Here is a 24688-nt window from a genome sequence, read left to right as displayed (position 1 = left end):
TTGCCTTTTGACTTTAAGACTTTGGGCTTTCGACCAAATTCTTATTTATAACTTCTTTGAACTAATTTAATGTTTTCGTAATTAAGAGGTTCTTTGTGTAATACTGCATCACTTGGTTTTCCTTTGTATTCCCAAGCTGCAACGTATGCAAAGTTTTCATCGTCACGAAGTGCTTCTCCTTCTTCTGTTTGGTATTCCTCACGGAAGTGACCTCCACAAGATTCGTTACGGTGTAAAGCATCTTTCGCGAACAATTCTCCTAATTCTAAGAAATCGGCAACACGAGTTGCTTTTTCTAATTCCTGATTAAATTCGTAAGCGCCTCCAGGAACTTTTACATCTTTATAAAACTCTTCACGTAAAGCAGCAATTTCTTCGATCGCTTCAGTTAAACCTTTAGCGTTACGAGCCATACCTACTTTATTCCACATAATTTTTCCCAATTTTTTATGGAAATAATCTACAGAATGTTTACCGTTGTTATTGATAAATTTATTGATTTGATCTACAACCGCTTTTTCAGCTTCAACGAATTCTGGTAAATCTGTAGAAATTTCACCCATTTTAATATCTGGAGCTAAATAATCTCCGATAGTATAAGGCAATACGAAATATCCGTCAGCTAAACCTTGCATTAAAGCAGAAGCTCCAAGTCTGTTTGCTCCGTGGTCAGAGAAGTTAGACTCTCCAATAGAGAAACATCCAGGTATTGTAGTCATCAAGTTATAATCAACCCAAGTTCCACCCATTGTGTAGTGAACTGCTGGGTAAATCATCATTGGTGTTGTATAAGGATCTTCGTCGACGATTTTGTAATACATCTGGAATAAGTTTCCGTATTTACTTTTCACGATTGCAGCTCCTAATTTAGTTACCAAAGCAGCATCTTTATCATCTAAACCTTTTACATAAGCATCTTCAGTTCCGTAACGTTTGATAGCTGCTGCAAAATCTAAGTAAACTGCTTCACCCGTTTTGTTAACTCCAAAACCAGCATCACATCTTTCTTTAGCTGCACGAGACGCAACGTCACGAGGTACTAAGTTACCAAAAGCAGGATATCTTCTCTCTAAGAAATAATCTCTTTCGTCTTCAGATAAATCTGTTGCTTTTTTCTTTCCTTCACGGATAGCTTTTGCATCCTCAAGGTTTTTTGGTACCCAAATACGACCATCATTACGTAAAGACTCAGACATCAAAGTCAATTTAGACTGGTGATCTCCTGAAACCGGAATACATGTTGGGTGAATTTGTGTGTAGCAAGGATTTGCGAAAAATGCTCCTTTTTTATGAATTTTCCAAGCTGCTGTTGCGTTACTTCCCATAGCATTTGTTGAAAGGAAAAATACGTTTCCGTATCCTCCAGAACCAACTACTACCGCGTGAGCAGAATGTCTTTCTATTTTTCCTGTAATTAAGTCACGAGCGATAATACCTCTCGCTTTTCCGTTCACGATTACAATGTCAAGCATTTCGTGACGGTTATACATTTTAATTTTTCCACGACCAATTTGACGGTTCATTGCAGAATAAGCTCCTAACAATAATTGTTGTCCAGTTTGTCCTTGTGCATAAAATGTACGAGAAACCAAAGTTCCTCCAAAAGAACGGTTATCTAAAAGTCCGCCATATTCACGAGCCAATGGCACCCCTTGAGCCACACATTGGTCAATAATATTACCAGAAACTTCAGCCAAACGATAAACGTTTGCCTCACGAGCACGGTAATCACCACCTTTTACAGTATCGTAAAACAATCTGTAAATCGAGTCACCGTCACCTTTATAGTTTTTTGCTGCGTTGATACCCCCTTGTGCTGCAATAGAGTGCGCACGACGTGGAGAATCTTGGAAGCAAAATGCTTTTACGTTATATCCTAACTCCGCTAAAGTAGCCGCAGCCGAACCTCCAGCTAAACCTGTACCAACTACAATAATATCAAGATTACGTTTGTTAGCAGGGTTTACTAAATTAATATGATCTTTATAATTTGTCCATTTGTCCGCTATAGGACCATTTGGAATTTTTGAATCTAATGCCATTATAATTGATATTAATTATTGAAATGATGAAATAAAGCGATAATCACAAAAAGCGCTGGAACTATAACTGCGAACCAGTAACCTACTTTTGATAAAAATCTAGAGTACTTGTTGTGCATCCCTACAGATTGAAGAGAAGATGCAAACCCATGCCACAAGTGGAATCCTAAAAGGATAAATGACACGCAGTACAATGCCGTACGAATTGGGTCGTGAAATTTGTGAACTAACTCACCATAATACCTTGTAGCATCTGGTGCTGTACCTGCTATATATTTATAGCTAACTTCAGGAAACCAGAAATCATAAAAGTGCAATCCTAAGAAAGCTAAAATAACCAATCCAGAAATAATCATATTTCTAGAACTCCAAGAAGCGTTTGCAGCTCCGTTGTATTTAGCGTATGCGATTGGTCGTGCCGCGCTGTTTTGAGCCGTAAGAATAAATCCCATTACGAAGTGGAAAATTACTCCAAATGCCAAAATTGGCTGCATTACATACTGAATCAGCGGATTGTATCCCATAAAGTGAGAAGCTTCGTTGAAAACGTCTTCACTAATAATAGAAATAAAATTTAAGGAAACATGCAGCGCTAAAAACGTGATTAAGAATATTCCCGAAAGAGCCATAGCTACTTTCTTTAAGATGGAAGCATTCAATAGTGCAGATTGTGCCATAAGTGTTAAGTAGTTTGTTTTAAAAAATTACACAAAAATAATTCAATTACAAAAGAACTACAACCATTTCGCTCTTATTTATAATGATTTTAAAATAGCCTTCTTCTACGTATTTTTACGTACAAAATCAAAGCTGCTAAAAAATAATTCACTATAGCAAATTTCAAAATACTGCTTTTTAAGTGATAGCAGAGAAATTCAATTCTAAGTAGATTACCAAAAATTTATCATATTGTTATTTTATTCAAAGTTTTGATTTATTTTCTTCAAAAGTGTTGTTGAGCAGAAATTTTGTCTAAGTAAAAAATTGTCATTCCGTAACATAGTTTTACCTTTAGCGGCTCAAAAAAATAAGAATGAAAACAGGAATTGATGCTATTTCTTTCGATGTAGCAAACATACATTTACCCATAAAAACTTTGGCAATTGCTAGAAATATTGAACCAGAAAAATTAGAAAAAGGTCTTGGATTACTAAAAATGACCTTTCCAGACGTCCACCAAGACGCTGTAGTTTTTGGAGCAAATGCTTTAACAAAACTTATCACAGACAATAAAATAAACCTAAACGAAATAAGCCGAATCTATGTTGGTACCGAAAGCGGTATTGACAGTTCTAAACCAATCGCTTCTTATTTAATTAGTTTAATGGAGCAGAAATTTGGGGAAGATTCTTTAGCAGAATGTGATGTTGTTGACTTTACTTTTGCTTGTATCGGTGGAGTTGATGCGATGCAAAACTGTTTAGATTTCGTAAAACTGAATCCAACTAAAAAAGCAATCGTAGTTACTTCTGATTTTGCAAAATACGATTTAAACTCTGGCGGAGAATATACCCAAGGCGCCGGAGCTGTTGCAATGTTAATTACCGCAAATCCGAAAATCATTGCTTTTGATGACAATTGGGCGACGAGTACAAAAGGTGTTTTCGATTTCTTTAAACCGTACAGAACTATTTCTAAAGAAGAAATCACAAAAAATGCAAACAACGATTCTTGGTTTGATAATTTAGAAGCTGAAATTGAAATCCACAAAGATCAACCAGTTTTTGACGGACAATATTCAAATCAATGTTATATGGATCGTACGCGAAATGCTTACTTTTCATTCAAAAAATTAAAAAATACATACGAGACATTATATAACACTTGGCATAGTATCGTGATGCACCTACCATATTCTTTCCAAGGAAGAAGAATGTTGTCTGAAATTTACGCTTTAGACAGTGCCGAAAAAATTATCGCCGATGATATTTCTCCAGCAGATTATCAGACGAAAATTAAAGAAGTGGCAAAATCTGAAAATTACAGAAGTTTTGTAACCGAGAAATTACAGCCTGCAGAATTGGCTTCTTCTTTAATTGGAAATCTTTACACTGGTTCTATTTTTATGGGATTACTATCGACTTTAGCTCATTTCTATGATACAAACAAAGAAGTAGCTGGAACTAAATTCGGTTTCTTAGCTTACGGAAGCGGATCGAAATCGAAAGTTTTTGAAGGGACGATTCAACCAGAATGGAAATCAGCTTTAGAAAATGTAAAACTTTTCGAAAACTTAACCGAAAGCGTAGAAATTGATTTCAATACTTACGAAAGCCTTCATAAAAAAGAACAAAAACAAAGCGTAAGAACTCCGAAAAACGAATGGGTTTTAGACAGAATCGAAAAAGAAATTCCTGTTTTGATTGGGGCGAGATATTATAAATGGGTGGATTAAATTCCAATTTTTTGAAATCCCAAATTCCAATAAAAACCGAAGCAAATGCTTCGGTTTTTTTTATGCTTTTAAAGTTTAACCGCAAAGTCCGCAAAGGATTACGCAAGGTTCGCAAAGGATTACGCAAGGTTCGCAAATATTTCATACCGCTTATACACACCAAGCTTTGCGAACTTTGCGTTTTTACAACGCGATGCATATCAGAAAAACTTAGCGTGCTTTGCGGTTAAACAACAAAAAATCAATCCTTTTTATGCTGTTCAGTATAATTCTGATTTCCTTTAATTCGGGTATCTTCGGTATGCATTCCGTTTGCCATGCCTAGCATAAAAGCGGTTATTATGATTATGAATTTTCTTTTTATCCAATGAAGAAGCGGTCGTTTAGATTGCTCCAAACAAGAATTTTTATTTTGTTTATACATTTTGAAAATGATAAATGATTAGACATTATTGATCATCTATGCTTAGAAATAAATTTTCTTAAGCGTTGTATAAACTTTTATTTAAATGTTTTGAAATAATGATTTCATTTATAAAAACCGATTGATTTATAAATGAAGTTAGATTTTGATGAAGCTGATTTAGCAGTTTAAAAAGCTCTTTAATTTGAAAAGTAAAAACATTTTCGGTTTTAAGAAAATCCAAAACAATTGAAAATCTTATTTTTTCAAAAGAAACAACTTGTCCAAATTTATATAAACGAGAACTTTTAAGATTTGATTCTCTTCTTAAAATTACAAAGGAAGATTGGTAATATTCTGCCGATTTAGATTGAGAGTATAAAGCACCATCGCCCACAATCACGACAAATGTCAGAAATAGAGCAATGAGATATTTTATATATTTTTTCAATCTTTTGAGTTTGATTATGGAACTAAAATACGAATTTTATTCTTGTAACAATTTCTCTTCTTCCTGTTTATAAAGCAACAGTCCTAATCCCAAAACAAAAACCAGACAGCTCAAAAGCATCAAAATTCCATTTTTCAAAGCAAAAAAAGAAAATCCTACAGCAACTGCTCCCACAATTACCATTAAAGACTTAACTGTTTCCGTTTTTATAAAAGTGAATGCATGAAATGCTAAACCAAGAAAAAGCAAGGATGGGCCAACAGCTATAAATGGATAAAAAATCAATGGTGAATTACTGATATGCTGACTTAATTCAGCTTTTTCGATTTCGTTGTTTCCGTAACTTGACATTATAAAATCGATCGTACATAGTCCGATATGTGCAATAACACCCAAAGTTGTCAAAACAGAAGCAACTTTATTAATCTTCGTTTTTGGAAAAACATCATTAAAAGACAACAAAAAACAAGCCCCAATTAAATTAAACCAATGCCCAAAATCTATCGACGTATTAAAACTTGGCAAAATGTTAGAAAAGAATAAATAACTGGTAAGAAAAAATACCAATCCGATCGTGCAAAAACGTTCTGTTTTCATAATTTGTTTTAAAAATTGATGAAGCAAAACTAGAACGAAAATTTACCTAAAAATCCTATTTTATTGACTTAGGTACGAAACGTATTGTTTTAGGTATGAAATTTACAATGCCAATAATACATCTTTATAATTTCTAGAAACTGGAAGTTCTATTTGAGTTAAAATAATTGTATTTGCATTCCGCCAAGATTTAAAATGCGACGGATTTATTAAATGTGAACGATGAATTTGTACCAAAAAATGGAAATCTTCCTGAACTTTTTTGAGAGAAGATCGAATAAGTTTCGAATGGAGTTTATCATTTTCGATATAAAAAATCTCAACATAATTCTGTGCATTCGAAATACATACTAAATCGGCTTTGTTGATTTTTAGAATGTCAAATCTGTTTTCTCCTTTAAATACTAAAACATCATCTTTTATCGGAATTAACTTGATTAAATATCTTCTTGAGAGAATAATTACAGGAGTTAAAATCAGCGCCACTTTTATAAAGATTATCGAAAAGAATTCAAAAAAAGTATAGCCACCGTTTAAAATTGGACTTTTATAAAAAGTAAAAACACCAATTAAGTAGAATAAATGAAACAGAAAAATGGCTATTATTTCTAAACCGATATTCCACTTCCCTATTCTTTCGTAAAAGTTTTTTTGACTAAAAGCTAAAAGACCATAACACAAAAATGCCATTATACTAAAACCAAAACTGATTAAAAACCACGCTCTGAAATTTATAGTTCCATCGTCAAATGGTTTTATGATGAAAGCAAAAATGAAAAGCCATAACCCAATCAGCAAACCGACAATTAGATTGTGTTTTATAGAAATGTTTAGCTGTTTCACTTTTTCGATTTAATTTTTAAAGTTTCATTTCCATAATAGGCATGAAACGGTTTTTTATAGAAGTTTCAAATTCACCAACTTTCACAAATCCCATTTTAGAATAAAAATTCTCAGCATGCGGTTCAGAGTCGAGTGTTATTTTTTTGATTCCAGTTTCTTTAATTCGGTTTAAGAAATCGAGAACTAAATACTTTCCAAATCCTTTTCCAATATGTTCGGGCAAGACAAATAAATTATCGAGTTCTATTACTTTTTCATTTTTAAAAACATAAGAATAATAACCAATAATTAAATCATTATAAACCAATTTAAAAACGCTATGATCTCTAATATAATCTTGAGAAATGGTTAGATTTTTTTCCCATTTTTGGATTTGCTCTACAGAATATCCCCAATACGCTTTTGACTTCTTGGTTATTGAAGTTAGGATTTCGTTATCGGCTATATTAGCTTTTTCTACTGTCATTACTTATAAATCGTAAACTTATTGTGGCTTAAAGTAAAACCAAGATTCTCATAAATTGCCACGTTTTCTACTCGTTTTTTATTTGTCGTTACTTCGATGCTTTTTAAATTATTTTGTTCAGCAAAATCTAAAATCTCATTTATCAATAATCTTCCAACGCCTTGACCACGGTATTTTTGATGAATGAAAAACTCCTGAACTTCACCCACCAATCCGCAATGATGTAAAAGGTTTTGGGTATGAAAACTAATAAATCCTAAACCTTCTGTTTCATTTTCGACAATCAAATATAGGTTTCTGGGGTTTGAAATATTTTCATTAAATATCATTTCGAAAACCTTAAAATCTAAAACTTCGTTTTCGAGTTCGCATATTGTTTTATAGACGAAATCTAGGTCTTTGGGTTCTATTTTTCTGATTTTTGCTTTTAGACTCATAACTTTAATTCATATCAGCCAATCTGACGATTTTATTATCTGAAAACTGAAAAATTGATTTTCCTTTCATACTTAATTCTTGACCAGCTTTTAATCCGTTTGGAAAATCCATTGCCATAACGGCGTAATAATCAATTTCGACGATTGCTGTAATTTCATCTTGTATGAATGATGTAATAGTTTGCTTTCTTGCTGAAAAATATTCTTTGGCTTGTTCGGCTTGAGCTTTAAATTCTTTTATTCCGTTCAAAGTCATATTCGTTTCTCCATTCTGAATATTCTCAAAAACAATAAATTCGTCAAAATCAGCTATCATTTTATCAACATCAAATTGATTATACGCTTCAATATAATTTTGAATTATTTTTTCTTTTTCGATCATATCATTTTCTATCAAAAGATTAAAACTAGAATTTCTATTTTATTCAATAACATAAATTAATTTAGGAGCGCCCGCATCATGTTCTGCAACAACTAAATAAAAAGGCTTTTTCAAATTTAATTTTTCGAATACATTTTCATTATCTGCTCTTTTAAACAATTTATTCGTTTCTACTAATGCTGTAGCTTCAAATAGTTCATAAATATTATTCACATCCCGAAAATCTTCAAAATTATCCTCTTCTCCTTGTATATTTTCTGTTAAATGATATAAAGTAGGTGACACAAAAGCTGGAAGACAAGAAATAGTATCCAAATATTCCATCTGATGATCATCGATTTCAAATTCAGACAATTTTCGATCTGAGTCATCAAAATCTACGGCAAAAGCTTCTAATTCCCCACCATACAGTCCTCCATGCTCAAAATAAATCATATTAAAACTTTTATCAATATCGTTATTATATTTCTCTTCAAGCCAATATTTTCCAATATTTCCTTTTAATTCCTCAATCATCAAATTTTCATGTTCCTCTCTATTTTGGTTTTTCCACAAATTATAAAATGAATTATATGCTTCATTTTGTGAATCTTCTAAATCTCTTGTAATAATTTCTTTTGCCTGTTTTTCAACTTCAAGCAAATTGTCTAAAATCAAATCATTAGTTTGTTCCATATATCATTTTAAATTATAGCAAAAGACTAATATACAAAATACCAAAATCTATATTTTTTTTCTCGTTAAAAACTGATAAAAATTGTGACTATCTATAGCTTTTAAAAGAAAAAACCGAAGTCTCGTACTTGCTTCGGTTTTTTCTTTTTTAAGATTTATTTATTCTTTTCCTTCTAATGCTATATTAAAATGCCATTCATGTTTATACCAAACACTTGCATTTTCAAGACTGTTGTTTCTGCTAATTCTAGATTCTCCCGAATAGCCACTATTGTAACAAAAGCCACTTCCCGCATTAATGTCACCCGAACTAGCAGAAGAAACACCTAACTTTTCTCCATCAACTAAATACCAATAAAAACTATAAGCTTTCTTGGCTTCCAAATAAAGATTTAGTTTTTGCAAATCAAAAGGAACTAAACCTCCATCAAAATACTCTGGCACTATTGTCGTTGTAGTTGCTAAAACATTAAAACTTGCATCCTTGATAATTAATTTCAATGTTACAGGTTTATTATATTTCTGTTTGCCGTCATAGTAAGCAAATCCTTCGAGAAGATTAATACTAAAAGCAGAAGGCACTAAATTTTTATCAACTATTACAGTTTGCCCAGTCCCAACATTTCTATCAAAAGCTAAAAGATCTGGAGCATTAGTTCTGTTATCTCCGCCAAACCATTTTGAAGCATTAGTTTCAGAACATGATCTAGATACTGTAAAATTCATATGCTCAAATTTTACTTGATAACTCTTTTCTACCCCTGATTCTGATGTAACAGTAAAATTTACCGGTTCAGAATAATCTCTTATCGTTTTAGGGTCTGGAATTATAGTTGCGTATTTTGAGAATTTAATTTCGACATTTAAATCTTTAAGATCATTACTTTCAGGAATTCTTTTTGTTATTAATCCTTTTTCGTTATCAATATCAGCACTTAATAACAGATTTGGAGTTTTTACATTTACTTCCAAAATAAAATTATCAGTACTTGGCTCCCTTTTTATATCTACATTATAATTTTTGACATCTCCATTTTCTGCTGTGACCACAAAAGTTAAAGGCCCATTAATAGATTTAATTGTTGCTGGATCTGGATTTATGGTTGCTCCTTTAGGAATTGAGACATTTAAATTTATATCTTCTAATTCAAATGTACTTTCTACAATACCGCTTATTGAGTTTTCTACAATCGAAAATTCTTTGGTAATACCTCCTTTTGTTATGGTCAAAGATTGAATCGTATTTTCGTTACTTAAGCTTACTTCCGCGACACACGATGCCATTAAAAGAGAAATAAAAAAAATGACTTTGAATAAGTTAACTTTAGTTTTCATGAATTTTTACGGTTAGTTTGCTAATTGCAAATATTATCATTTATAAAACAATTTCTTTACGGGAAACCGTACTCCTTACAAATGATTTTTCTAATCATAACCGTAAAAGTACAAACAGGCCATAAACCAAGAAAAATCCTTTTTAATTTGTAAAATCTGTGCCTGAAAAATTAAACTCAAAACAAATAAGAAAACTTTAGTAAATCTGCTATACGCCACTAATTCAAAAATCATTAATTTTGAAATTCGAAGTTCAAAAACGAAATAATTATGAAATATCATCAAATAAACAGCGCTCTTTTTGTAAAAAACCGCAGAAAGTTCATGGCTGAAATGAAACCTAATTCTGTTGCAGTATTCAACTCAAATGACATTTATCCAGTTAGTGCCGACAGTACTTTGCCGTTTGCACAACACAGAGATATTTTTTACCTGAGCGGTGTAGATCAGGAAGAAAGTGTTTTGCTTTTGTTTCCAGATGCGCCTTATGAACATCAAAGAGAAATGCTTTTCTTGAGAGAAACCAACGAACATATTGCAGTTTGGGAAGGTGAAAAACTGACTAAAGAACGTGCTTTTCAGGTTTCTGGAATTAGAACGGTTTATTGGTTGCAAGATTTTCATAAAGTTTTGAACGAAATGATGACGTATGCCGATACGATGTACATCAATACCAACGAACATTACCGTGCGACTGTAGAAACAGAAACGCGTGAAGCTCGTTTTGTAAAATGGTGGAAAGAGCGTTATCCAGCACACAATGTTGCAAAAAGCAACCCAATTCTACAAAGACTTCGTTCTGTAAAAGAAAGCGAAGAAATCGATTTGATTCAGCACGCTTGCGATATTACAGAAAAAGGTTTCCGCAGATTACTAGGATTCGTAAAACCAAATGTTACAGAATACGAAATCGAAGCTGAATTGGCCCATGAATTCATAAGAAACCGTTCTAAAGGTTTTGCTTACACGCCAATTATCGCTTCTGGAAACAATGCTAATGTTTTGCATTATATCGAAAACAATCAGCAATGTAAAGAAGGTGATTTGATTTTGCTTGATGTTGCTGCAGAATATGCTAATTATTCTAGCGATATGTCAAGAACAATTCCAGTTTCTGGACGTTTTACAGATCGTCAGAAAGCAGTTTACAATGCTGTTTTAAAAGTTAAAACCGAAGCAACAAAAATGCTTACACCAGGAACACTTTGGAAGCAATATCATGTTGAAGTGGGTAAAATTATGACATCAGAATTACTTGGTTTAGGTTTAATAGACAAAGCCGATGTTCAGAACGAAAATCCAGAATGGCCTGCTTACAAAAAATATTTTATGCACGGAACTTCTCACCACATGGGATTGGATACGCACGATTACGGTTTGCTTCACGAACCAATGAAAGCGAATATGGTTTTTACAGTTGAACCAGGAATTTATATTCCAGCAGAAAAATTCGGAATTCGTTTAGAAGATAATGTTGTAGTTCAGGAAAAAGGAGAACCTTTTAACTTGATGCGAAATATTCCTCTTGAAGCAGAGGAGATCGAAACGTTGATGAATGAATAATTTCATGATGAAAAAGATTTTTCTTCTTGGCTTTTTATTGTTTCTGGGAAATATTTTTGCTCAGACTGAAGGTTTTGCCGTAAATACTGATGGAAGTAAAACGTATTACAAAACATTCGGAAAAGGCGAACCGCTTTTAATTATTAACGGCGGACCCGGAATGAACAGCAATGGTTTTGAAGATATGGCGAAAGTTCTGGGCGAAAGCCAACAAACGATTATTTACGACCAAAGAGGAACTGGAAAATCGAAACTTTCAAAATTAGACGCTAAGACAATTTCGATGAAATTAATGGTCGATGATATCGAATCGTTGAGAAAACATCTTAAAATTAAAAAATGGAATATTCTCGGACATTCTTTTGGTGGAATGTTAGGTTCGTATTACGCGACAATTTATCCGAATAGTATCAATAAGCTGGTTTTATCTTCTTCAGGAGGTGTCGATTTATCTTTATTAAAAGGTCCAAATTTGATTGAATCTAATCTTTCGCAAATTGAAAAAGATTCGATGAATTATTGGAACGATAAAATTGAAAAAGGAGATATTTCGCATAAAGCCCTTTTAGGACGCGGACGCGCGATGGCTCCAGCATATGTTTACGATCAGAAATTTATTCCTATTATTGCCGAAAGATTAACTCAAGGAAATTCGACAATCAATGGTTTGTTATGGTCGGATATGCAGAAAATGAATTTTGACTGTAAAGCTAAACTGAAGGATTTCAAAAATCCAGTTTTAATCATTCAAGGAAAAGAAGATATTATTAGCAATGAAATCGGAGAATTGGCTCATCAGACTTTTCCAAATTCGAAACTAATTTTATTAGAACATTCAAAACATTATGGATGGCTTGATGCACGAGACAAATATTTCTCGGATATTAATTCATTTTTAAAATCATAAAAATAAAAAAGCCCTTAAAATATTAAGGGCTTTTTAAATTATATAAATCGTTTATTTATCCGATTTTCGAAATCTGTAAATCCAATTGGAATTTACCATCAGCTTCATTTCCGTTGATTAGATCAAAAAGCTCTAAAGCTCTTCTTGCATTTTTCTCCTCTTCTCTTTGCTCAGCTACATACCACATCATAAAATCTTCTGTAGCATAGTCATTTTCAGCTCTACATTTTGCGATTACTTTATTGATTGCTTGAGTAACTGCAATTTCGTTTTGCAAAGCAATTTCGAATACTTCTCTAAAAGAAGCAAATTCCTGTTGTACTTCTGGAACAGATGGTGTAATGGCAATCCCGCCCATATCTGTAATGAATTTAAAAATTTTTAGAAAATGCTCTCTTTCTTCTTCAGCTTGCTTGTATAAATACGATGCCGTATTAGCATAACCGTTTCTATCTAACCATGCTGCCATAGCTAAATATTTGTTAGAAGCGTCACTTTCTAATTTTGCCTGTAAATTCAATATATTTTCTACACCTTCAGTTAATGAAGTACGTGTTCTTAGTAAATCTTTCATAACCTTTAATTTTTATTACGTGTAAAATTACAAAAATTAAAGCTGGCAGTCGTAACTCCTTGAAAATTTGGATTTAATCTAAGTAAGAATCTAAATAAGCTCAACATTCACTACACTGCAAAGCATAGAATGTAAATTGAGAGTAAATTTAGTTCCGTTTAATAAATCTCTCAACTGCACTATTTCGCAGATAGTAAGATTTCTAGAAAAGTTTCTTTTGGTAGTTTCAATCAGTTGGGCATCTGACTGATCAGACAAGTCATAAAGCATGTTAAGAATGTCAACGCTATTCACCTTTCTTTGAAAAATCAAAAAATCTTGAATCTTGTAACTTGACACTGTATCAATAAAATTGATGATTATACTATTGGTCAAATCACATTGGTAACTGTATCCTTTTTCGGTTTCAAATAATACTTTGGTTGTCAAATCGCTAACTAATGCCATTCTGATAAAATTATAACGATGCAAAAATATATAATTTGAAACAATTAAACACATAATTAAGACTAATTTAAAATAACAAAATGGTTTTATATTTTTAAAAACCACAGAAGTACGCTAAAAACTGTAACATTCTAAAGCATTGTTAGTCTAATTTTAAAAACAAATCATTTTGAAATTATGCAAGCACATGAAATAGATTATCAGATTTTTGGAGAAGAAATGCAATATGTGGAAATAGAATTAGATCCACAGGAAATTGTAATTGCCGAAGCTGGCAGCTTTATGATGATGGAAAACAATATCCAGATGGAAACTATATTTGGTGATGGTTCTCAGCAGCAAGGTTCTGGTTTATTTGGCAAACTTTTAAATGCAGGCAAAAGAGTTCTAACTGGCGAAAGTTTGTTTATGACAGCATTTTTAAATCAAGGCAATACCAAAAGTAAGGTTTCGTTTGCATCGCCTTATCCAGGAAAAATCCTTCCGATTGATTTGACCGAATTTCAAGGTAAATTTATCTGTCAAAAAAGTTCATTTTTATGCGCGGCTAAAGGCGTTTCTGTTGGCATTGAATTTTCTCAGAAATTAGGAAGAGGTTTATTTGGTGGTGAAGGTTTTATCATGCAGAAAATTGAAGGAGACGGAATGGCATTTGTACATTCTGGTGGAACAATGGCCAAAAAAGTATTAGGTCATGGCGAAGTCCTAAAAGTAGATACGGGATGCATTATTGGTTTTACAAAAGATGTAGATTACGATATTGAATTTATTGGCGGAATCAAAAATTCTATTTTTGGTGGTGAAGGATTATTTTATGCAACTTTAAAAGGTCCAGGAACAGTTTACATACAATCACTACCATTCTCTAGATTGGCTGACCGCATTATTGCATCTGCACCAAGATCTGGAGGAAACAGCCGCGACGAAGGTAGTCTTCTTGGCGGATTAGGAAATCTTTTGGATGGCGATAATCGATTTTAAATTATAAGAACGGCTTTCAGAAATGGAAGCCGTTTTTTATAAAAAAGAAGGGCAGCTCGAAAGAGCTGCCCAAAACACCTAACCAAAAGTGCTCTAATACCCGTTAGTACCAAACTCTTTCGAATTTGAAATTGCATCCAAAAATGATCTTGGAATTGGTCTAACGGTATGTTTTTCGTTTACAAAATTTGCTCCTGCAATTGGGTTAGTTTGATCTAAATATGTTTTATTTAGTCTTCCAGTGCGTTTAAGATCGGTCCATCTTGTGTGCTCGCCAGATAACTCCCTTGCTCTTTCTTTTAAAATAAAATCAATATTCATGTCTGCACTTGTCACTAACATTTCATTTTCTCTTGAAGTTATAGCGGCTCTTTTTCTTAAAGTATTCACATAAGCCAATGCTTTAGTTTGATTATCACTTAAAATAGCTGCTTCCGCTGCAACCAAATAAATTTCTCCCAAACGAATAATGGGAATATCTCCCAACCAATACTGATTGCTTTGACAATACAATGCAGCAGAAAATTTTCGCATTGCTGGAAACATATTGATCAAATTCGGGTCATTTGGATACATTGCTGGATCTTTATATTTATTTGTTCCAGGTTCGAAAAGATCACTTGGATCAACAACTAGCATTGGCATTTTACTTTTAGCGACAGGATCAATATTCCAATTAGGAGTAAACACAGACAAACCTTCATTATTATTCATATTAATTTGTTCTTCTATTTTTTGAGAATAAAAATTAACCGATGGAAGTGCCTGTGCCAAAGTGTTTTTAATAGTGTATCCAACAACCGAAGCATCTTTTTTGTAAGCAGTAGCCATTGCTTGCGTAATTGTTTTATTGGCTGCGGCATAAAATTTAAATGTAAATGTTTCTGCAAAACGAGTATCTGCTGGCGATGGCACTGGTGAAAACACTTCTGTCAATAAATATTTACTTGGTTTTAGCATACGGCTATTTGCTCTTCCGTATAAAATACTAGTTGCCCCTGCACCCCACTCTGCTCCTCTTGTGGCTAAATCTGGCAAATAATATTGTCTTGTTCTTCCTCTATTAAACCCTTCAGGATTTAGACCTCCGGGATCAATTCCTTGAGTAAACAAAAATTCTGTATTTTTCTTATTGTTGTTACCGTCCCACAATTTCTTAAATCCAGAAGCTGTATTATCACTTAAATATAAGGCTGTATTATATTTTGCTGCATTATTGATTAATTCCTCGGCAGTATCTAAAGCCAATTTAGAATACTCTGCAACATCGCCTAATCTTGTTCTTTGCAAATAAACTTTTGCCAATAAACCATAAGCCGCTTTCTTAGCCGCTCGTCCTTGTAGTGTCTGCTGAATTGGAAGATGAGTACAGGCAAATTTTAAATCTTCTATAATTAAATCGTAAAATTCTTTTTCAGAACTGCGCACAGGTGCATTATCTGCTCCTTCAATAATAGATGATTTTGTTCTTAAAACTACGCCTCCAAATTGTTCTACTAATATAAAATTGCAAAATGCTCTCAGAAAATAAGCCTCTGCCAATTTCACATTCATTTCATCGGCAGAAGAATAACCTTTTACATCTTTAGAATAATAAATTGCCGTGTTGCAAAGATTTATAGTAGCATAAGAAGTCCCCCAAATCACTTTAATATTTCCGTCGTCTGGGTTTAACTGACTTGTATATTGCGCATAACCTATTCCGCTTGTGCTCACATTTTCCCAAGAATCCGTTCCTGCTTCTGTTGGCGCTATGTAATCGACTTTTCCATGTAAGAAATATAGATTTTCATAACAACTATTAATTAATCCTTCAAATCCTGCTCTTTCGCCGTATGATTTATCCAAAGAAACAGTTGTCAAGTTTTTTTCATCTAAACTGCATGATTGAATGAAACCAACCAGAAAAACCATTAAAATGACTGTTTTTAATTTTATATACTTTTTCATATTACTATAATGATAAATTAAGACCGAAAATAACTTGTTTAAATAATGGGAATGAATCTGAACCTCCGTTTTCTGGATCAACATCTTTTAATAAATGGCTTCGGCTAAAAACAAAAGGATTGTAAGCAGTTAAATAAAGTCTCAAATTATTTAAACCACTTTTCTTAAGAAAATCCTCAGGCATAGAATAGCCAATTGTAAGATTCTTGATTTTTATATAAGATGCGTCTACAAGTTCTAATGAAGATTGAAATTGTGTGTTGAAGGTACCTCCTGGTCTCGGAAAATCATTTGTCGGATTATCTTGTGTCCAATAATCGTAGGTAGACGGTTGTGCTTCTTTGTTCCAATATCCTAATACTTGCGCACGCATCATACCGCCGTATCTACCATTTACAAATACTGTGAAATCAAAATTCTTATATTTGAATGTGTTTTGCAAACCGAAGAAGTAATCTGGAACATTGTTTCCAACAATCATTCTGTCTTTTGTAGAATAAACGTGCACTCCGTTATCTGATACTCCATTAGCATCAACTTGCGGTACAGTTTGCAGTTTAATATCTCCAGGTTTAGCTCCATACAATGCCGCTTCTTCTTCTTGTCCTAATTGCCAGATTCCTATTTTCTTATAATCATAAAAAACTCCTCCTGCTGCTGGAGTTTGTCCGATGAAAAGACCTTCAGAAATCAACTGGCTAACGCTAAGACTTCCCAAATCAATATTCGTCAACTTTTCTTTGGCATGCGTATAGGTAAATGAAGTGCTCCATTTGAAATTTTCAGTCTCAATATTTTTAGTGTTTATGGACAATTCGAATCCTTCATTTTTAGAAGTCGCAATATTAGACGTCTTTTTATAAGGTGTTTTTGCATCATAACCTCCTGAACTTGTAGGTAAACGGCGATCCCATAAAATACCATCAGTCTGTGTCCAATAATATTCAGCAACAAGATCAATTCTATTTCGTAAAACCGAAACATCCAAACCTAAATTAGTATTTGTAGAACGCTCCCATGTTAAATCTGGGTTTGAAATATGTTCTGTTGGTACGTACATTGGCAAGGCTGTACCGCCACCCAGAGAAAGACTGCTTGTTTTAGTCGAAGTACGAGTCAAACTAGAATACGGATCAATATTTGCCGATCCCGAAACTCCATAACCCAATCTTAGTTTTAAATTATTTAACCATGAACTCGTTCCTTGCATAAAGCTTTCGTCGCTAATGCGCCAAGCAACAGATGCCGAAGGAAAAGACGACCATTTATTCCCTTCTGCCAGAGGAGAAACTCCATCCCACCTATTGGTTAATTGGAAAAGATATTTTCCTTTAAAACTATAATTAATACGTCCAGCAAATGACATTCTATTAAACTGACTATAGGTATTCATTCTAGTAGTCAGATTTTTAACCGCTCCCATATTGTAAAACAAGAAATCATCGTAATCGATTCCATTCCCTCCCATGTAAGTGCCTTCAGATCTATTATCGGCCCATGAAGTAATTCCTGTCAAAGTAAAATCGTGGTCTTTTCCCGCTTTAAAATTATAGTTCAATATATTTTCCCAAATATAGCTGTAAGCCAAAGTCATGTTGTATGTCGCTTCGCTTGCTGTTCTTCCCTCAGATAGCAAATTGTATGAGTTTTTGTTTTGGAAAGTACCTGCTCTGCCTCCTGAAAATTTAGTTCCTAAGTTAGATCTAAGCTTGAAGTTTTTAGCGAATTCAATTTCGAGATAGGGATTAAATTGAACATTATAGCCGATAGATTCATTAGCAAAAGCTCCTGGATAATTATTTGCCAAAATGCTAATATTATTTGGATCTCCTTCTAATGGATAAAGATTTACAATACCCTCTTGATCATAAGGCACTCCTAACGGATAAACACCATAAGCTTTATTAATTCTACTGTTTGTAGTGCTTCCGCTTTTATAGTTTAAAATCAACTGAAAACCGGTTTTAAATTTATCGCTGAACTTTAAATCAATTCCTCCTCTAGAATTAAAACTCTTCATTTTATCGTTTTGATAAATCCCTTCTTCTCCGACATATCCTAAAGAGAAATACCCCTGCACTTTTTCCGATCCGCCTCTCATAAAAAGATTATGATTTTGCTGAATGCCTACTTGCAAACTTTCATCAATCCAGTTTACATATTGTCCTTTTTCAATTGCGGCTACAGCTGCTGCATTCAAACCTAAATCGGTTAAACTTGTTGCTTCGTAACCATTATCTAAATAAAATTTATCTCGTTTATAATTCAACCATTTATCTCCTGTAAGTGGAGCAGGAAAAGAGGAGAAACCATTCAATCCAAAATAGCTATTAAAATCTATTTGTGTTTTTCCAGCTTTTGCTTTTTTAGTAGTCACAACAATAACTCCGTTCGCACCAGAAGAACCGTATATTGCCGTAGACGACGCATCTTTTAAAACATCAATAGTCTCAATATCATTCGTATTCAAATTATCTATACTTGAAGGAATCCCATCAATAATATATAGCGGATCCTGACTAGCAGTCAAAGATCTATTTCCTCGCACCAATACTTTTGGAGAAGTTCCTGCTTGACCCGATCCACGCTGGATATCCAAACCAGAAACTCTTCCCTGAAGTGCTTCCATGGGACTAGCCACAGGGCTCAACAAAATATCAGATGATTTTACGGTTGCCACAGCTCCTGTCAAATCTTTTTTCTTTACCGATCCATACCCTACAACAACAACTTCATTTAATGCAGAATTTTGTTCGTTTAGAATTACACTCAAAGACTTGCTTTGACCAACTGTAACCTCTTTATTCTCAAATCCGATAAAAGAAAAAACTAAAACACTATTTGGTCCGCTTACGCGAATGGTAAACTTTCCGTCCAAATCGGTTTGCACTCCATTAGTAGTTCCTTTTTCTATAACATTGGCCGCTGGAATCGGCAAATTTTTCGAATCGGTTACTACTCCCGTGACTTCAATGCCTTGCTCAACTAATATCTTCTCAACAGCATGCTTATCTTCCAGATTTACTTGCTGTTTTTTCTTTACCAATATAATCTGGCGATCGTTTATGCTATAGGATATATCGGTATCTTCAAATATCTCTTTCAGTATTTCGGTTATTCCTTTTTTCTTGACATTAATAGTCACCTTTCTGTTTAGGTCAATTGCACTGCTTTCAAAAAGAAATCTATATTCTGAAACAGATTCCACTTTGTTAAACAGCTTCTCAACAGGGGCATTATTTAAATTTAATGTCAACTTTGTATTTTGCGAATAGACACCTGCTTGAATTCTCATCAAAGAAAGCATCAAAAAAAGTGTGGTTAATTTCATTCTAAGGCTAATATTAGGCAAATAGCGAGTAAGCCAATTCCTCTTAATTATTTTTTTCATAATTTTGGATTGATTTTAAATGATTTAATTTCGATACGTCGTTTAAAACACAATACTAAATCGGGAAATACTCGTCCTATTTTCCGATTTTCTTTCTTGCATTTCTCAAAAAGAATTACATTTTCACTTCATAAAAAATTGGTTTTGTTGGTTAGTAAATTAGGTAGTTAGTATATTTTTATAAGCTTTCCCTCTTTTTTATAAGTAAAGCCTTGAATTTTGCTCATTGTTTCCAACACCTTTTCTATACTTTCAATATTTTTATTGAAACTGGCATTAAATTTTTTATCTAAAATATCTTTCCTGCTATTTTCAATCGTAACGCCATAAGTCCTTTCCAGTTTTATTATGATATCTCTAAAAGCAGTTTTTCTAAAAACAATTTCTCCATTTATCCATTCCGTATAAAAACGAGTATCAACTTTGTTGACAGCTATTTCTGGATTATTACTATTCCAAGATCCTTTTTCGCCAGGAACAAGCATTGCTTTTTTATTGGTTTTATCAGATAAGCTAACCAAACCTTCAACCAAAACAGTATTGATATCGATATCTTCCTTATAAGAGCTAACATTAAATTTCGTTCCTAAAACCTTTACATCAATACCTCTTGTCTTTACAATAAATGGATGCGCTTTATCTTTTGCAACATCAAAAAAAGCTTCGCCATCTAAAACAACTTCTCTTTTATGTCCTTTTATAAATTGAACAGGATATTGTAAAGAAGAGCCAGCGTTCATATTTACAATTGTGCCATCAGAAAGTGTTATCTTAAAAGTTTTTCCGTATGGAATTTTAATTTCGTTGTAAACCAATCTATTTATCGAATTACCCGATTTATAATTAATTTCATTATCCTTTTGAGATGCAACAACTTCTCCATCTTTTTTAATTATTTGCTGTTCGCCATTTGGACTTAAAACTTGAATATCTCCATTCTCTAAAACCAACTGAATTGCATCTGAAGGAATTTTAATTTCATTTTGTTTACCGTTTTTATATTGGAAAAGATAAACCAACCCGCACACACACAAGAAAATCGCTGCATACTGAAAAATACTTCTCCAATTTATTACAACTGTCTTTTTATTTATATTTAATTTTTCTTTTAATTCTTCCCAGTTTTCATCTACATCCATAGATTCTACATACAATAGCGCTTCTTCGAGCAAGCCATTATCCTGAAGATTTTGTATTAATTCTTGATCTTCCCGAGACAATGACGCTATTTTAGACGCATCAAAGTTTCCTTCAGACCTTATTTCCTTTAGGACATTAATCAATTTTGAATTTGGAGTCATTTGTTTTTTATATAGTGGTTTTTATTATGTTAGAAAAAAAGTTTTTTAGGGTGACAACAAATCAATATTTTTTGATTTTTTTTACACATTATGAAAAAAAATTAAGTTTTTATTTTACATTTGGCACTGTGTAATCCATTACAAAACAATAAATATCATTTTTTTTAATGTTAAATCATAAAGATTTAAAAATATTTGAAGCCCTATACAAAGAACATTTTGTCTTTTTCTCTTTGACTTCTTTCAACATAGTCAAAGACAAAGATGTTGCGAATGATATTGTTCAAGATTTTTTTATTTATTTATGGGAAAAAGAAGAACTAAATTTTACTGTTTCATTTAAAGCTTATGGATCAAAAGCAATAAAAAATTTAAGTCTACAATATTTAGAAAAACACAAAACAATCAGCCTTCAAACCAAAAAAATTGTTATTCCAAAATCTGAAGAACAAATTGTATTTGAAAACATAGAGGAAAACAAAAAACCACAAATTCAGACTCTAGTCGAAAAGATTCCACAAGCCAGAAGAGAAATTTTCATATCTCATGTTGTTGAAGGACTTAGCTACGCAGAAATTGCAGAAGACCAGAATATCTCTATAAATACGGTAAAAACTCAAATGAAAAGAGCATACGCTTCTTTAAGAGAATCACAAAAAACTTCTCATTTAAATCTTATTTTATATTTCATCTGGCTTATAAAATAGCTTATTTTTGCAGTATAAAATATCCGTTTTGAATTATACTCTTTACAAAAACACCAAAATCTCCTATTCTGATACGGGAAAAGGAAGAACAATCGTTTTACTTCACGGCTTTCTTGAAAACAAAAAAATGTGGCTAGAATATGCTGACTTGTTTTCAGAAAAATATCGCGTTGTAACAATCGACTTATTGGGTCATGGCGAATCTGACTGTTTAGGTTATGTTCACAAAATGGAAGACAATGCCAATGCCGTGAATGAAGTTTTGGAGCATTTAAAAATCGAAAAAGCCATAATTGCTGGACATTCAATGGGTGGTTATGTCGGTTTGGCTTTCGCCGAATTATATCCAGAAAAAATTCAAAAACTGGTTTTACTAAACTCCACTTCTAAAGAAGACAGTGAAGAAAAAAAAACAAATAGAACCCGTGCAATTAAAGCTGTAAAACAGAATTATGTAAGTTTTGTGAGTCTGGCAGTTGCAAATTTATTCAGCGAAAACAACAGAACGAGACTAGCTGAAGAAATTGAAAAAGTAAAAACAGAAGCTTTAAAAACGCCTTTGCAAGGAATTATAGCTTCTCAGGAAGGAATGAAAATCAGAGAAGATAGAGAATGGCTATTAAAAGAAAACCGTTTTCCTGTTTTATTGATTTTAGGAAAAAAAGACCCTGTTTTAAATTATGAGGAAAGCCTTTCTCAAATAGAAGACACCACAGCTGAATTGGTTTCTTTTGAAGACGGACACATGAGTCAAATCGAAAACGAAGAAGCTTTAAAAGCTATTTTACTAAATTTCTTTGAATAAAAATCGAAAGCACCAAATCAAAAAAGGCCATTTCTAACCTAGGGTTGAAACAGCCTTTTTCTCATTCTTGGGGGCAAAATATCGTTATAACTTTGAAGTAATGTCTTTCTTGTATTTAGATAAAGTCGCTCTTGTTAAGCCAAGATTTGCTTTAGTAGAATCTACCGCCAAGTAGATAAAGTATCTACCATCTTCAGAAACATCAATTATATGAATCTGATCTGTTAGCGTAATTAAAATGTCATTAATTTTCTGATTTAATCCTAGAGCTCTAAGCGCATTTAATTTAGCTTTTACAACTTCTAAATTATAAGCCGAAGCCAATTCTGGATCAAAATCAGATTTTACTGTTAAAGAACAGTAAGACATTCCTGTTTCAACTTCTGTAACCGAAACAGCAATAAATCCGTTAATATTTTCTTTTAAATCGTTTTGAAAATTTTGCAAAAAATCTGACATGTGTATTAAAATATTTGGTTTTAAATTAGTTGTTAAAAACAGAATCCATTCTTCTCAGCAACAGTCCCATTTTACTTAAATCTTTAGAAAGCAACGCGATGCAATTATCATCTTGATTTTTGCTTGCCACAACAATTCCGTCATTATTTTTGATCATAACTTGTTTAAGATCTCCATTATTAACGTCTTCCGACATTTCAAGGCACATCTTCAAGATCATTCCGATCATTGCTGCAACATTTCCGTCGTATTCTAAATTTACAGACTCATTTAAAATGCCATCAATATTAAAACTTAGTCCAGACTCTGCGCCAGTCTCTTGCACCAGTGTTTGTAAATCAACCATATTATTATTTGTCATGTTTTTGGAAGCGCCAAAGATATTTTAATATTAGCAATTGTGCGATAAACACTTGTTAAAAAAAGATGCAATATAACGTACTGGCGCACTTTTATTTATCACTTAATCAATCCCATTTTTTTGCAAAAAAAACGCAAAAAAAATTAACATAAAAAGTAAATAATATTAAAAACGTAACATTTTACTTAACAAAACTCATTTCTAAAATTAACATTTGCAGATTGTTGCATTTGACAAAAGTTTTTCTATAGCTTTGCAAAAAATTTTATTTGAAATGAAAACTGTTGACGAATTACGCTTTGACTTAAATGTAAAATTGGAGAAGTTTAGAAGATTTCGTATTGAAAACGGACACATTATTACTACAACTTCTGAGGAAAAATCTAAAAAAGGTTTTTTCAAAAAAATATTCAGCTAAAAGCGCCTAAAAATTTGCCGAATTTGTTAGATAACCTTCAGAAACAAGTTCGGCTTTTTTATTGATTACCTGCAACTTACCATCCTTCAAGATTCTTAAATCTGTCGAAATTTCTATTACATTTTTATAATTGTGATCGGTAAGGATTATTCCTTTTTCTTCAGAATTTTCCTTAATCAATAACATTATAATCTCAATCATTTTTGGAGATAATCCATTAAATGGTTCATCCAGTAATACAAATTTTGATTGATTAAAAAACATCAATTTAACCTGAAGATAGCGCAATTCTCCAAAAGACAAATCCTTAATTTTTTGATTTAAAAGAGGTTTTAAAAAATCATCTTCGCAAAAAACAAGTATTTTTTGTTTATCGATTGACAACTGAATAGTTTTAAAAACCGAAAAATGATTTGGAATAAATTGGTTTTGATGCAAATAACTAATTTCATTTAACAACCTAGAAGAACTATTCATCGAAATACCGTTAATAAAAACACTTTTATCTAAAGCCGGCACTATTCCGAATATAACTTTCAACAACGTAGATTTTCCACAGCCATTCCTACCAAACAAACCTATTATTTGGCCAGTTTCCAATTTCAAATAAATATCCGAAAGCAATAATTTATTATTAAAGCTTTTTTGGATGCCACTTATTTCAAGAATATGTTTTTTCAAGATATTTTCTGAATTGAAATTAGCGCAACAGCAAATAAAAACACAAGCATAAAATTGAGCAAGAAACAATAAAACAAAAGCCTTCTTTTCGAAAAACCATTATTCATATAAAATAAG

The 24688-nt window shown here is 32.6% G+C and carries 26 protein-coding genes; 7 read left to right on the top strand and 19 right to left on the bottom strand.

Annotated features, from left to right (window positions below):
• Nucleotides 1-41: 41 nt before the first annotated feature.
• Entirely contained in the window at nucleotides 42-2042 is a 2001-nt protein-coding gene (locus JI750_RS06610) for a fumarate reductase/succinate dehydrogenase flavoprotein subunit (RefSeq protein ID WP_201999492.1), read from the bottom strand.
• A gap of 11 nt (nucleotides 2043-2053) precedes the next feature.
• A complete protein-coding gene (locus JI750_RS06605; RefSeq protein WP_201999491.1) occupies nucleotides 2054-2719 on the bottom strand; it encodes a succinate dehydrogenase cytochrome b subunit in 666 nt (221 codons plus the stop codon).
• Between the two features lie 356 nt (nucleotides 2720-3075).
• Here JI750_RS06605 and JI750_RS06600 point away from each other — a divergent pair, with 356 nt between their 5' ends.
• Nucleotides 3076-4437, top strand: a complete 1362-nt coding sequence (locus JI750_RS06600) for a hydroxymethylglutaryl-CoA synthase family protein (protein WP_201999490.1) — start codon at nucleotides 3076-3078, stop codon at nucleotides 4435-4437.
• Nucleotides 4438-4678: 241 nt separating this feature from the next.
• On the opposite strand, the gene JI750_RS06595 is transcribed toward JI750_RS06600, so the two are convergent.
• The 9 genes from JI750_RS06595 to JI750_RS06555 all read right to left on the bottom strand — a co-directional run bounded on the left by JI750_RS06595 (nucleotide 4679) and on the right by JI750_RS06555 (nucleotide 10026).
• Nucleotides 4679-4861 carry a hypothetical protein gene (locus JI750_RS06595; RefSeq protein WP_201999489.1) on the bottom strand — a complete coding sequence of 61 codons (183 nt, stop codon included), beginning with the start codon at nucleotides 4859-4861 and terminating at the stop codon, nucleotides 4679-4681.
• Nucleotides 4862-4919: 58 nt separating this feature from the next.
• Nucleotides 4920-5291: a hypothetical protein gene (locus JI750_RS06590; protein ID WP_201999488.1), complete on the bottom strand. Its 372-nt coding sequence runs from the start codon at nucleotides 5289-5291 to the stop codon at nucleotides 4920-4922.
• A 36-nt stretch (nucleotides 5292-5327) separates the two neighbouring features.
• Nucleotides 5328-5888 (bottom strand): hypothetical protein, encoded by a 561-nt coding sequence (locus tag JI750_RS06585; RefSeq protein ID WP_201999487.1) that lies wholly within the window; start codon nucleotides 5886-5888, stop codon nucleotides 5328-5330.
• A 102-nt stretch (nucleotides 5889-5990) separates the two neighbouring features.
• Nucleotides 5991-6731, bottom strand: a complete 741-nt coding sequence (locus tag JI750_RS06580) for a LytTR family DNA-binding domain-containing protein (RefSeq protein ID WP_201999486.1) — start codon at nucleotides 6729-6731, stop codon at nucleotides 5991-5993.
• A 16-nt stretch (nucleotides 6732-6747) separates the two neighbouring features.
• On the bottom strand, nucleotides 6748-7197 hold the full coding sequence (locus JI750_RS06575) for a GNAT family N-acetyltransferase (protein ID WP_201999485.1): 450 nt from the start codon (nucleotides 7195-7197) through the stop codon (nucleotides 6748-6750).
• Nucleotides 7197-7634, bottom strand: coding sequence for a GNAT family N-acetyltransferase (locus tag JI750_RS06570; protein ID WP_201999484.1), 438 nt, complete (start codon nucleotides 7632-7634; stop codon nucleotides 7197-7199). The genes JI750_RS06575 and JI750_RS06570 overlap by 1 nt, the downstream gene beginning before the upstream one ends.
• Nucleotides 7635-7638: 4 nt before the next feature.
• Nucleotides 7639-8016 carry a nuclear transport factor 2 family protein gene (locus tag JI750_RS06565; protein ID WP_201999483.1) on the bottom strand — a complete coding sequence of 126 codons (378 nt, stop codon included), beginning with the start codon at nucleotides 8014-8016 and terminating at the stop codon, nucleotides 7639-7641.
• Nucleotides 8017-8055: 39 nt separating this feature from the next.
• Nucleotides 8056-8691, bottom strand: coding sequence for a hypothetical protein (locus tag JI750_RS06560; RefSeq protein ID WP_201999482.1), 636 nt, complete (start codon nucleotides 8689-8691; stop codon nucleotides 8056-8058).
• A gap of 159 nt (nucleotides 8692-8850) precedes the next feature.
• A complete protein-coding gene (locus JI750_RS06555; RefSeq protein ID WP_201999481.1) occupies nucleotides 8851-10026 on the bottom strand; it encodes an SGBP N-terminal domain-containing protein in 1176 nt (391 codons plus the stop codon).
• A gap of 270 nt (nucleotides 10027-10296) precedes the next feature.
• On the opposite strand from JI750_RS06555, the gene JI750_RS06550 reads away from it, so the two are divergent.
• Together JI750_RS06550 and JI750_RS06545 are read left to right on the top strand one after the other, a co-directional pair.
• On the top strand, nucleotides 10297-11589 hold the full coding sequence (locus JI750_RS06550; RefSeq protein ID WP_201999480.1) for an aminopeptidase P family protein: 1293 nt from the start codon (nucleotides 10297-10299) through the stop codon (nucleotides 11587-11589).
• A complete protein-coding gene (locus tag JI750_RS06545) occupies nucleotides 11582-12496 on the top strand; it encodes an alpha/beta fold hydrolase (protein WP_201999479.1) in 915 nt (304 codons plus the stop codon). The genes JI750_RS06550 and JI750_RS06545 overlap by 8 nt, the downstream gene beginning before the upstream one ends.
• A gap of 55 nt (nucleotides 12497-12551) precedes the next feature.
• Here the strand turns inward: JI750_RS06545 and JI750_RS06540 are convergent, their stop codons facing one another.
• Nucleotides 12552-13070, bottom strand: a complete 519-nt coding sequence (locus JI750_RS06540; protein WP_201999478.1) for a ferritin — start codon at nucleotides 13068-13070, stop codon at nucleotides 12552-12554.
• Nucleotides 13071-13160: 90 nt separating this feature from the next.
• A complete protein-coding gene (locus JI750_RS06535) occupies nucleotides 13161-13517 on the bottom strand; it encodes a hypothetical protein (RefSeq protein ID WP_201999477.1) in 357 nt (118 codons plus the stop codon).
• 177 nt (nucleotides 13518-13694) lie between these two features.
• Here JI750_RS06535 and JI750_RS06530 point away from each other — a divergent pair, with 177 nt between their 5' ends.
• Entirely contained in the window at nucleotides 13695-14498 is an 804-nt protein-coding gene (locus JI750_RS06530) for a TIGR00266 family protein (protein WP_111365683.1), read from the top strand.
• 93 nt (nucleotides 14499-14591) lie between these two features.
• On the opposite strand, the gene JI750_RS06525 is transcribed toward JI750_RS06530, so the two are convergent.
• The 3 genes from JI750_RS06525 to JI750_RS06515 form a co-directional block, all read right to left on the bottom strand.
• On the bottom strand, nucleotides 14592-16448 hold the full coding sequence (locus JI750_RS06525; protein WP_201999476.1) for a RagB/SusD family nutrient uptake outer membrane protein: 1857 nt from the start codon (nucleotides 16446-16448) through the stop codon (nucleotides 14592-14594).
• Nucleotides 16449-16452: 4 nt separating this feature from the next.
• The gene (locus tag JI750_RS06520) at nucleotides 16453-19779 is read right to left on the bottom strand and encodes a TonB-dependent receptor (protein ID WP_201999475.1); all 3327 of its coding nucleotides are present in this window, start codon (nucleotides 19777-19779) and stop codon (nucleotides 16453-16455) included.
• A 227-nt stretch (nucleotides 19780-20006) separates the two neighbouring features.
• Nucleotides 20007-21140, bottom strand: a complete 1134-nt coding sequence (locus JI750_RS06515; protein ID WP_201999474.1) for a FecR family protein — start codon at nucleotides 21138-21140, stop codon at nucleotides 20007-20009.
• Nucleotides 21141-21307: 167 nt separating this feature from the next.
• On the opposite strand from JI750_RS06515, the gene JI750_RS06510 reads away from it, so the two are divergent.
• Both JI750_RS06510 and JI750_RS06505 read left to right on the top strand, forming a co-directional pair.
• On the top strand, nucleotides 21308-21847 hold the full coding sequence (locus tag JI750_RS06510; protein WP_201999473.1) for a sigma-70 family RNA polymerase sigma factor: 540 nt from the start codon (nucleotides 21308-21310) through the stop codon (nucleotides 21845-21847).
• Nucleotides 21848-21875: 28 nt separating this feature from the next.
• Complete coding sequence (locus tag JI750_RS06505) at nucleotides 21876-22652, top strand: alpha/beta fold hydrolase (protein WP_201999797.1); 777 nt, start codon at nucleotides 21876-21878, stop codon at nucleotides 22650-22652.
• An 84-nt stretch (nucleotides 22653-22736) separates the two neighbouring features.
• Here JI750_RS06505 and JI750_RS06500 read toward each other — a convergent pair whose 3' ends face one another.
• Entirely contained in the window at nucleotides 22737-23111 is a 375-nt protein-coding gene (locus JI750_RS06500; protein ID WP_198855345.1) for a hypothetical protein, read from the bottom strand.
• 25 nt (nucleotides 23112-23136) lie between these two features.
• Nucleotides 23137-23472, bottom strand: a complete 336-nt coding sequence (locus tag JI750_RS06495) for a roadblock/LC7 domain-containing protein (RefSeq protein ID WP_236672982.1) — start codon at nucleotides 23470-23472, stop codon at nucleotides 23137-23139.
• A gap of 274 nt (nucleotides 23473-23746) precedes the next feature.
• Here JI750_RS06495 and JI750_RS06490 point away from each other — a divergent pair, with 274 nt between their 5' ends.
• Nucleotides 23747-23890: a hypothetical protein gene (locus tag JI750_RS06490; RefSeq protein WP_201999472.1), complete on the top strand. Its 144-nt coding sequence runs from the start codon at nucleotides 23747-23749 to the stop codon at nucleotides 23888-23890.
• Nucleotides 23891-23896: 6 nt separating this feature from the next.
• Here the strand turns inward: JI750_RS06490 and JI750_RS06485 are convergent, their stop codons facing one another.
• Nucleotides 23897-24571: an ATP-binding cassette domain-containing protein gene (locus JI750_RS06485; RefSeq protein ID WP_201999471.1), complete on the bottom strand. Its 675-nt coding sequence runs from the start codon at nucleotides 24569-24571 to the stop codon at nucleotides 23897-23899.
• Nucleotides 24572-24688 lie beyond the last annotated feature (117 nt).

The sequence above is a fragment of the Flavobacterium tagetis genome, assembly GCF_016735615.1.
Lineage (GTDB): Bacteria > Bacteroidota > Bacteroidia > Flavobacteriales > Flavobacteriaceae > Flavobacterium > Flavobacterium tagetis.
This window is presented reverse-complemented; position numbering and strand designations above follow the sequence as displayed.

Coding starts and splice junctions, on each gene's coding strand:
- JI750_RS06510 (WP_201999473.1), top strand. CDS start 21,308: ATGTTAAATCATAAAGATTTAAAAATATTTGAAGCCCTATACAAAGAA.
- JI750_RS06545 (WP_201999479.1), top strand. CDS start 11,582: ATGAATAATTTCATGATGAAAAAGATTTTTCTTCTTGGCTTTTTATTG.
- JI750_RS06595 (WP_201999489.1), bottom strand. CDS start 4,861: ATGTATAAACAAAATAAAAATTCTTGTTTGGAGCAATCTAAACGACCG.
- JI750_RS06575 (WP_201999485.1), bottom strand. CDS start 7,197: ATGACAGTAGAAAAAGCTAATATAGCCGATAACGAAATCCTAACTTCA.
- JI750_RS06530 (WP_111365683.1), top strand. CDS start 13,695: ATGCAAGCACATGAAATAGATTATCAGATTTTTGGAGAAGAAATGCAA.
- JI750_RS06610 (WP_201999492.1), bottom strand. CDS start 2,042: ATGGCATTAGATTCAAAAATTCCAAATGGTCCTATAGCGGACAAATGG.
- JI750_RS06585 (WP_201999487.1), bottom strand. CDS start 5,888: ATGAAAACAGAACGTTTTTGCACGATCGGATTGGTATTTTTTCTTACC.
- JI750_RS06535 (WP_201999477.1), bottom strand. CDS start 13,517: ATGGCATTAGTTAGCGATTTGACAACCAAAGTATTATTTGAAACCGAA.
- JI750_RS06560 (WP_201999482.1), bottom strand. CDS start 8,691: ATGGAACAAACTAATGATTTGATTTTAGACAATTTGCTTGAAGTTGAA.
- JI750_RS06570 (WP_201999484.1), bottom strand. CDS start 7,634: ATGAGTCTAAAAGCAAAAATCAGAAAAATAGAACCCAAAGACCTAGAT.
- JI750_RS06605 (WP_201999491.1), bottom strand. CDS start 2,719: ATGGCACAATCTGCACTATTGAATGCTTCCATCTTAAAGAAAGTAGCT.
- JI750_RS06565 (WP_201999483.1), bottom strand. CDS start 8,016: ATGATCGAAAAAGAAAAAATAATTCAAAATTATATTGAAGCGTATAAT.
- JI750_RS06490 (WP_201999472.1), top strand. CDS start 23,747: ATGAAAACTGTTGACGAATTACGCTTTGACTTAAATGTAAAATTGGAG.
- JI750_RS06540 (WP_201999478.1), bottom strand. CDS start 13,070: ATGAAAGATTTACTAAGAACACGTACTTCATTAACTGAAGGTGTAGAA.
- JI750_RS06600 (WP_201999490.1), top strand. CDS start 3,076: ATGAAAACAGGAATTGATGCTATTTCTTTCGATGTAGCAAACATACAT.
- JI750_RS06525 (WP_201999476.1), bottom strand. CDS start 16,448: ATGAAAAAGTATATAAAATTAAAAACAGTCATTTTAATGGTTTTTCTG.
- JI750_RS06550 (WP_201999480.1), top strand. CDS start 10,297: ATGAAATATCATCAAATAAACAGCGCTCTTTTTGTAAAAAACCGCAGA.
- JI750_RS06495 (WP_236672982.1), bottom strand. CDS start 23,472: ATGACAAATAATAATATGGTTGATTTACAAACACTGGTGCAAGAGACT.
- JI750_RS06515 (WP_201999474.1), bottom strand. CDS start 21,140: ATGACTCCAAATTCAAAATTGATTAATGTCCTAAAGGAAATAAGGTCT.
- JI750_RS06555 (WP_201999481.1), bottom strand. CDS start 10,026: ATGAAAACTAAAGTTAACTTATTCAAAGTCATTTTTTTTATTTCTCTT.
- JI750_RS06500 (WP_198855345.1), bottom strand. CDS start 23,111: ATGTCAGATTTTTTGCAAAATTTTCAAAACGATTTAAAAGAAAATATT.
- JI750_RS06520 (WP_201999475.1), bottom strand. CDS start 19,779: ATGAAATTAACCACACTTTTTTTGATGCTTTCTTTGATGAGAATTCAA.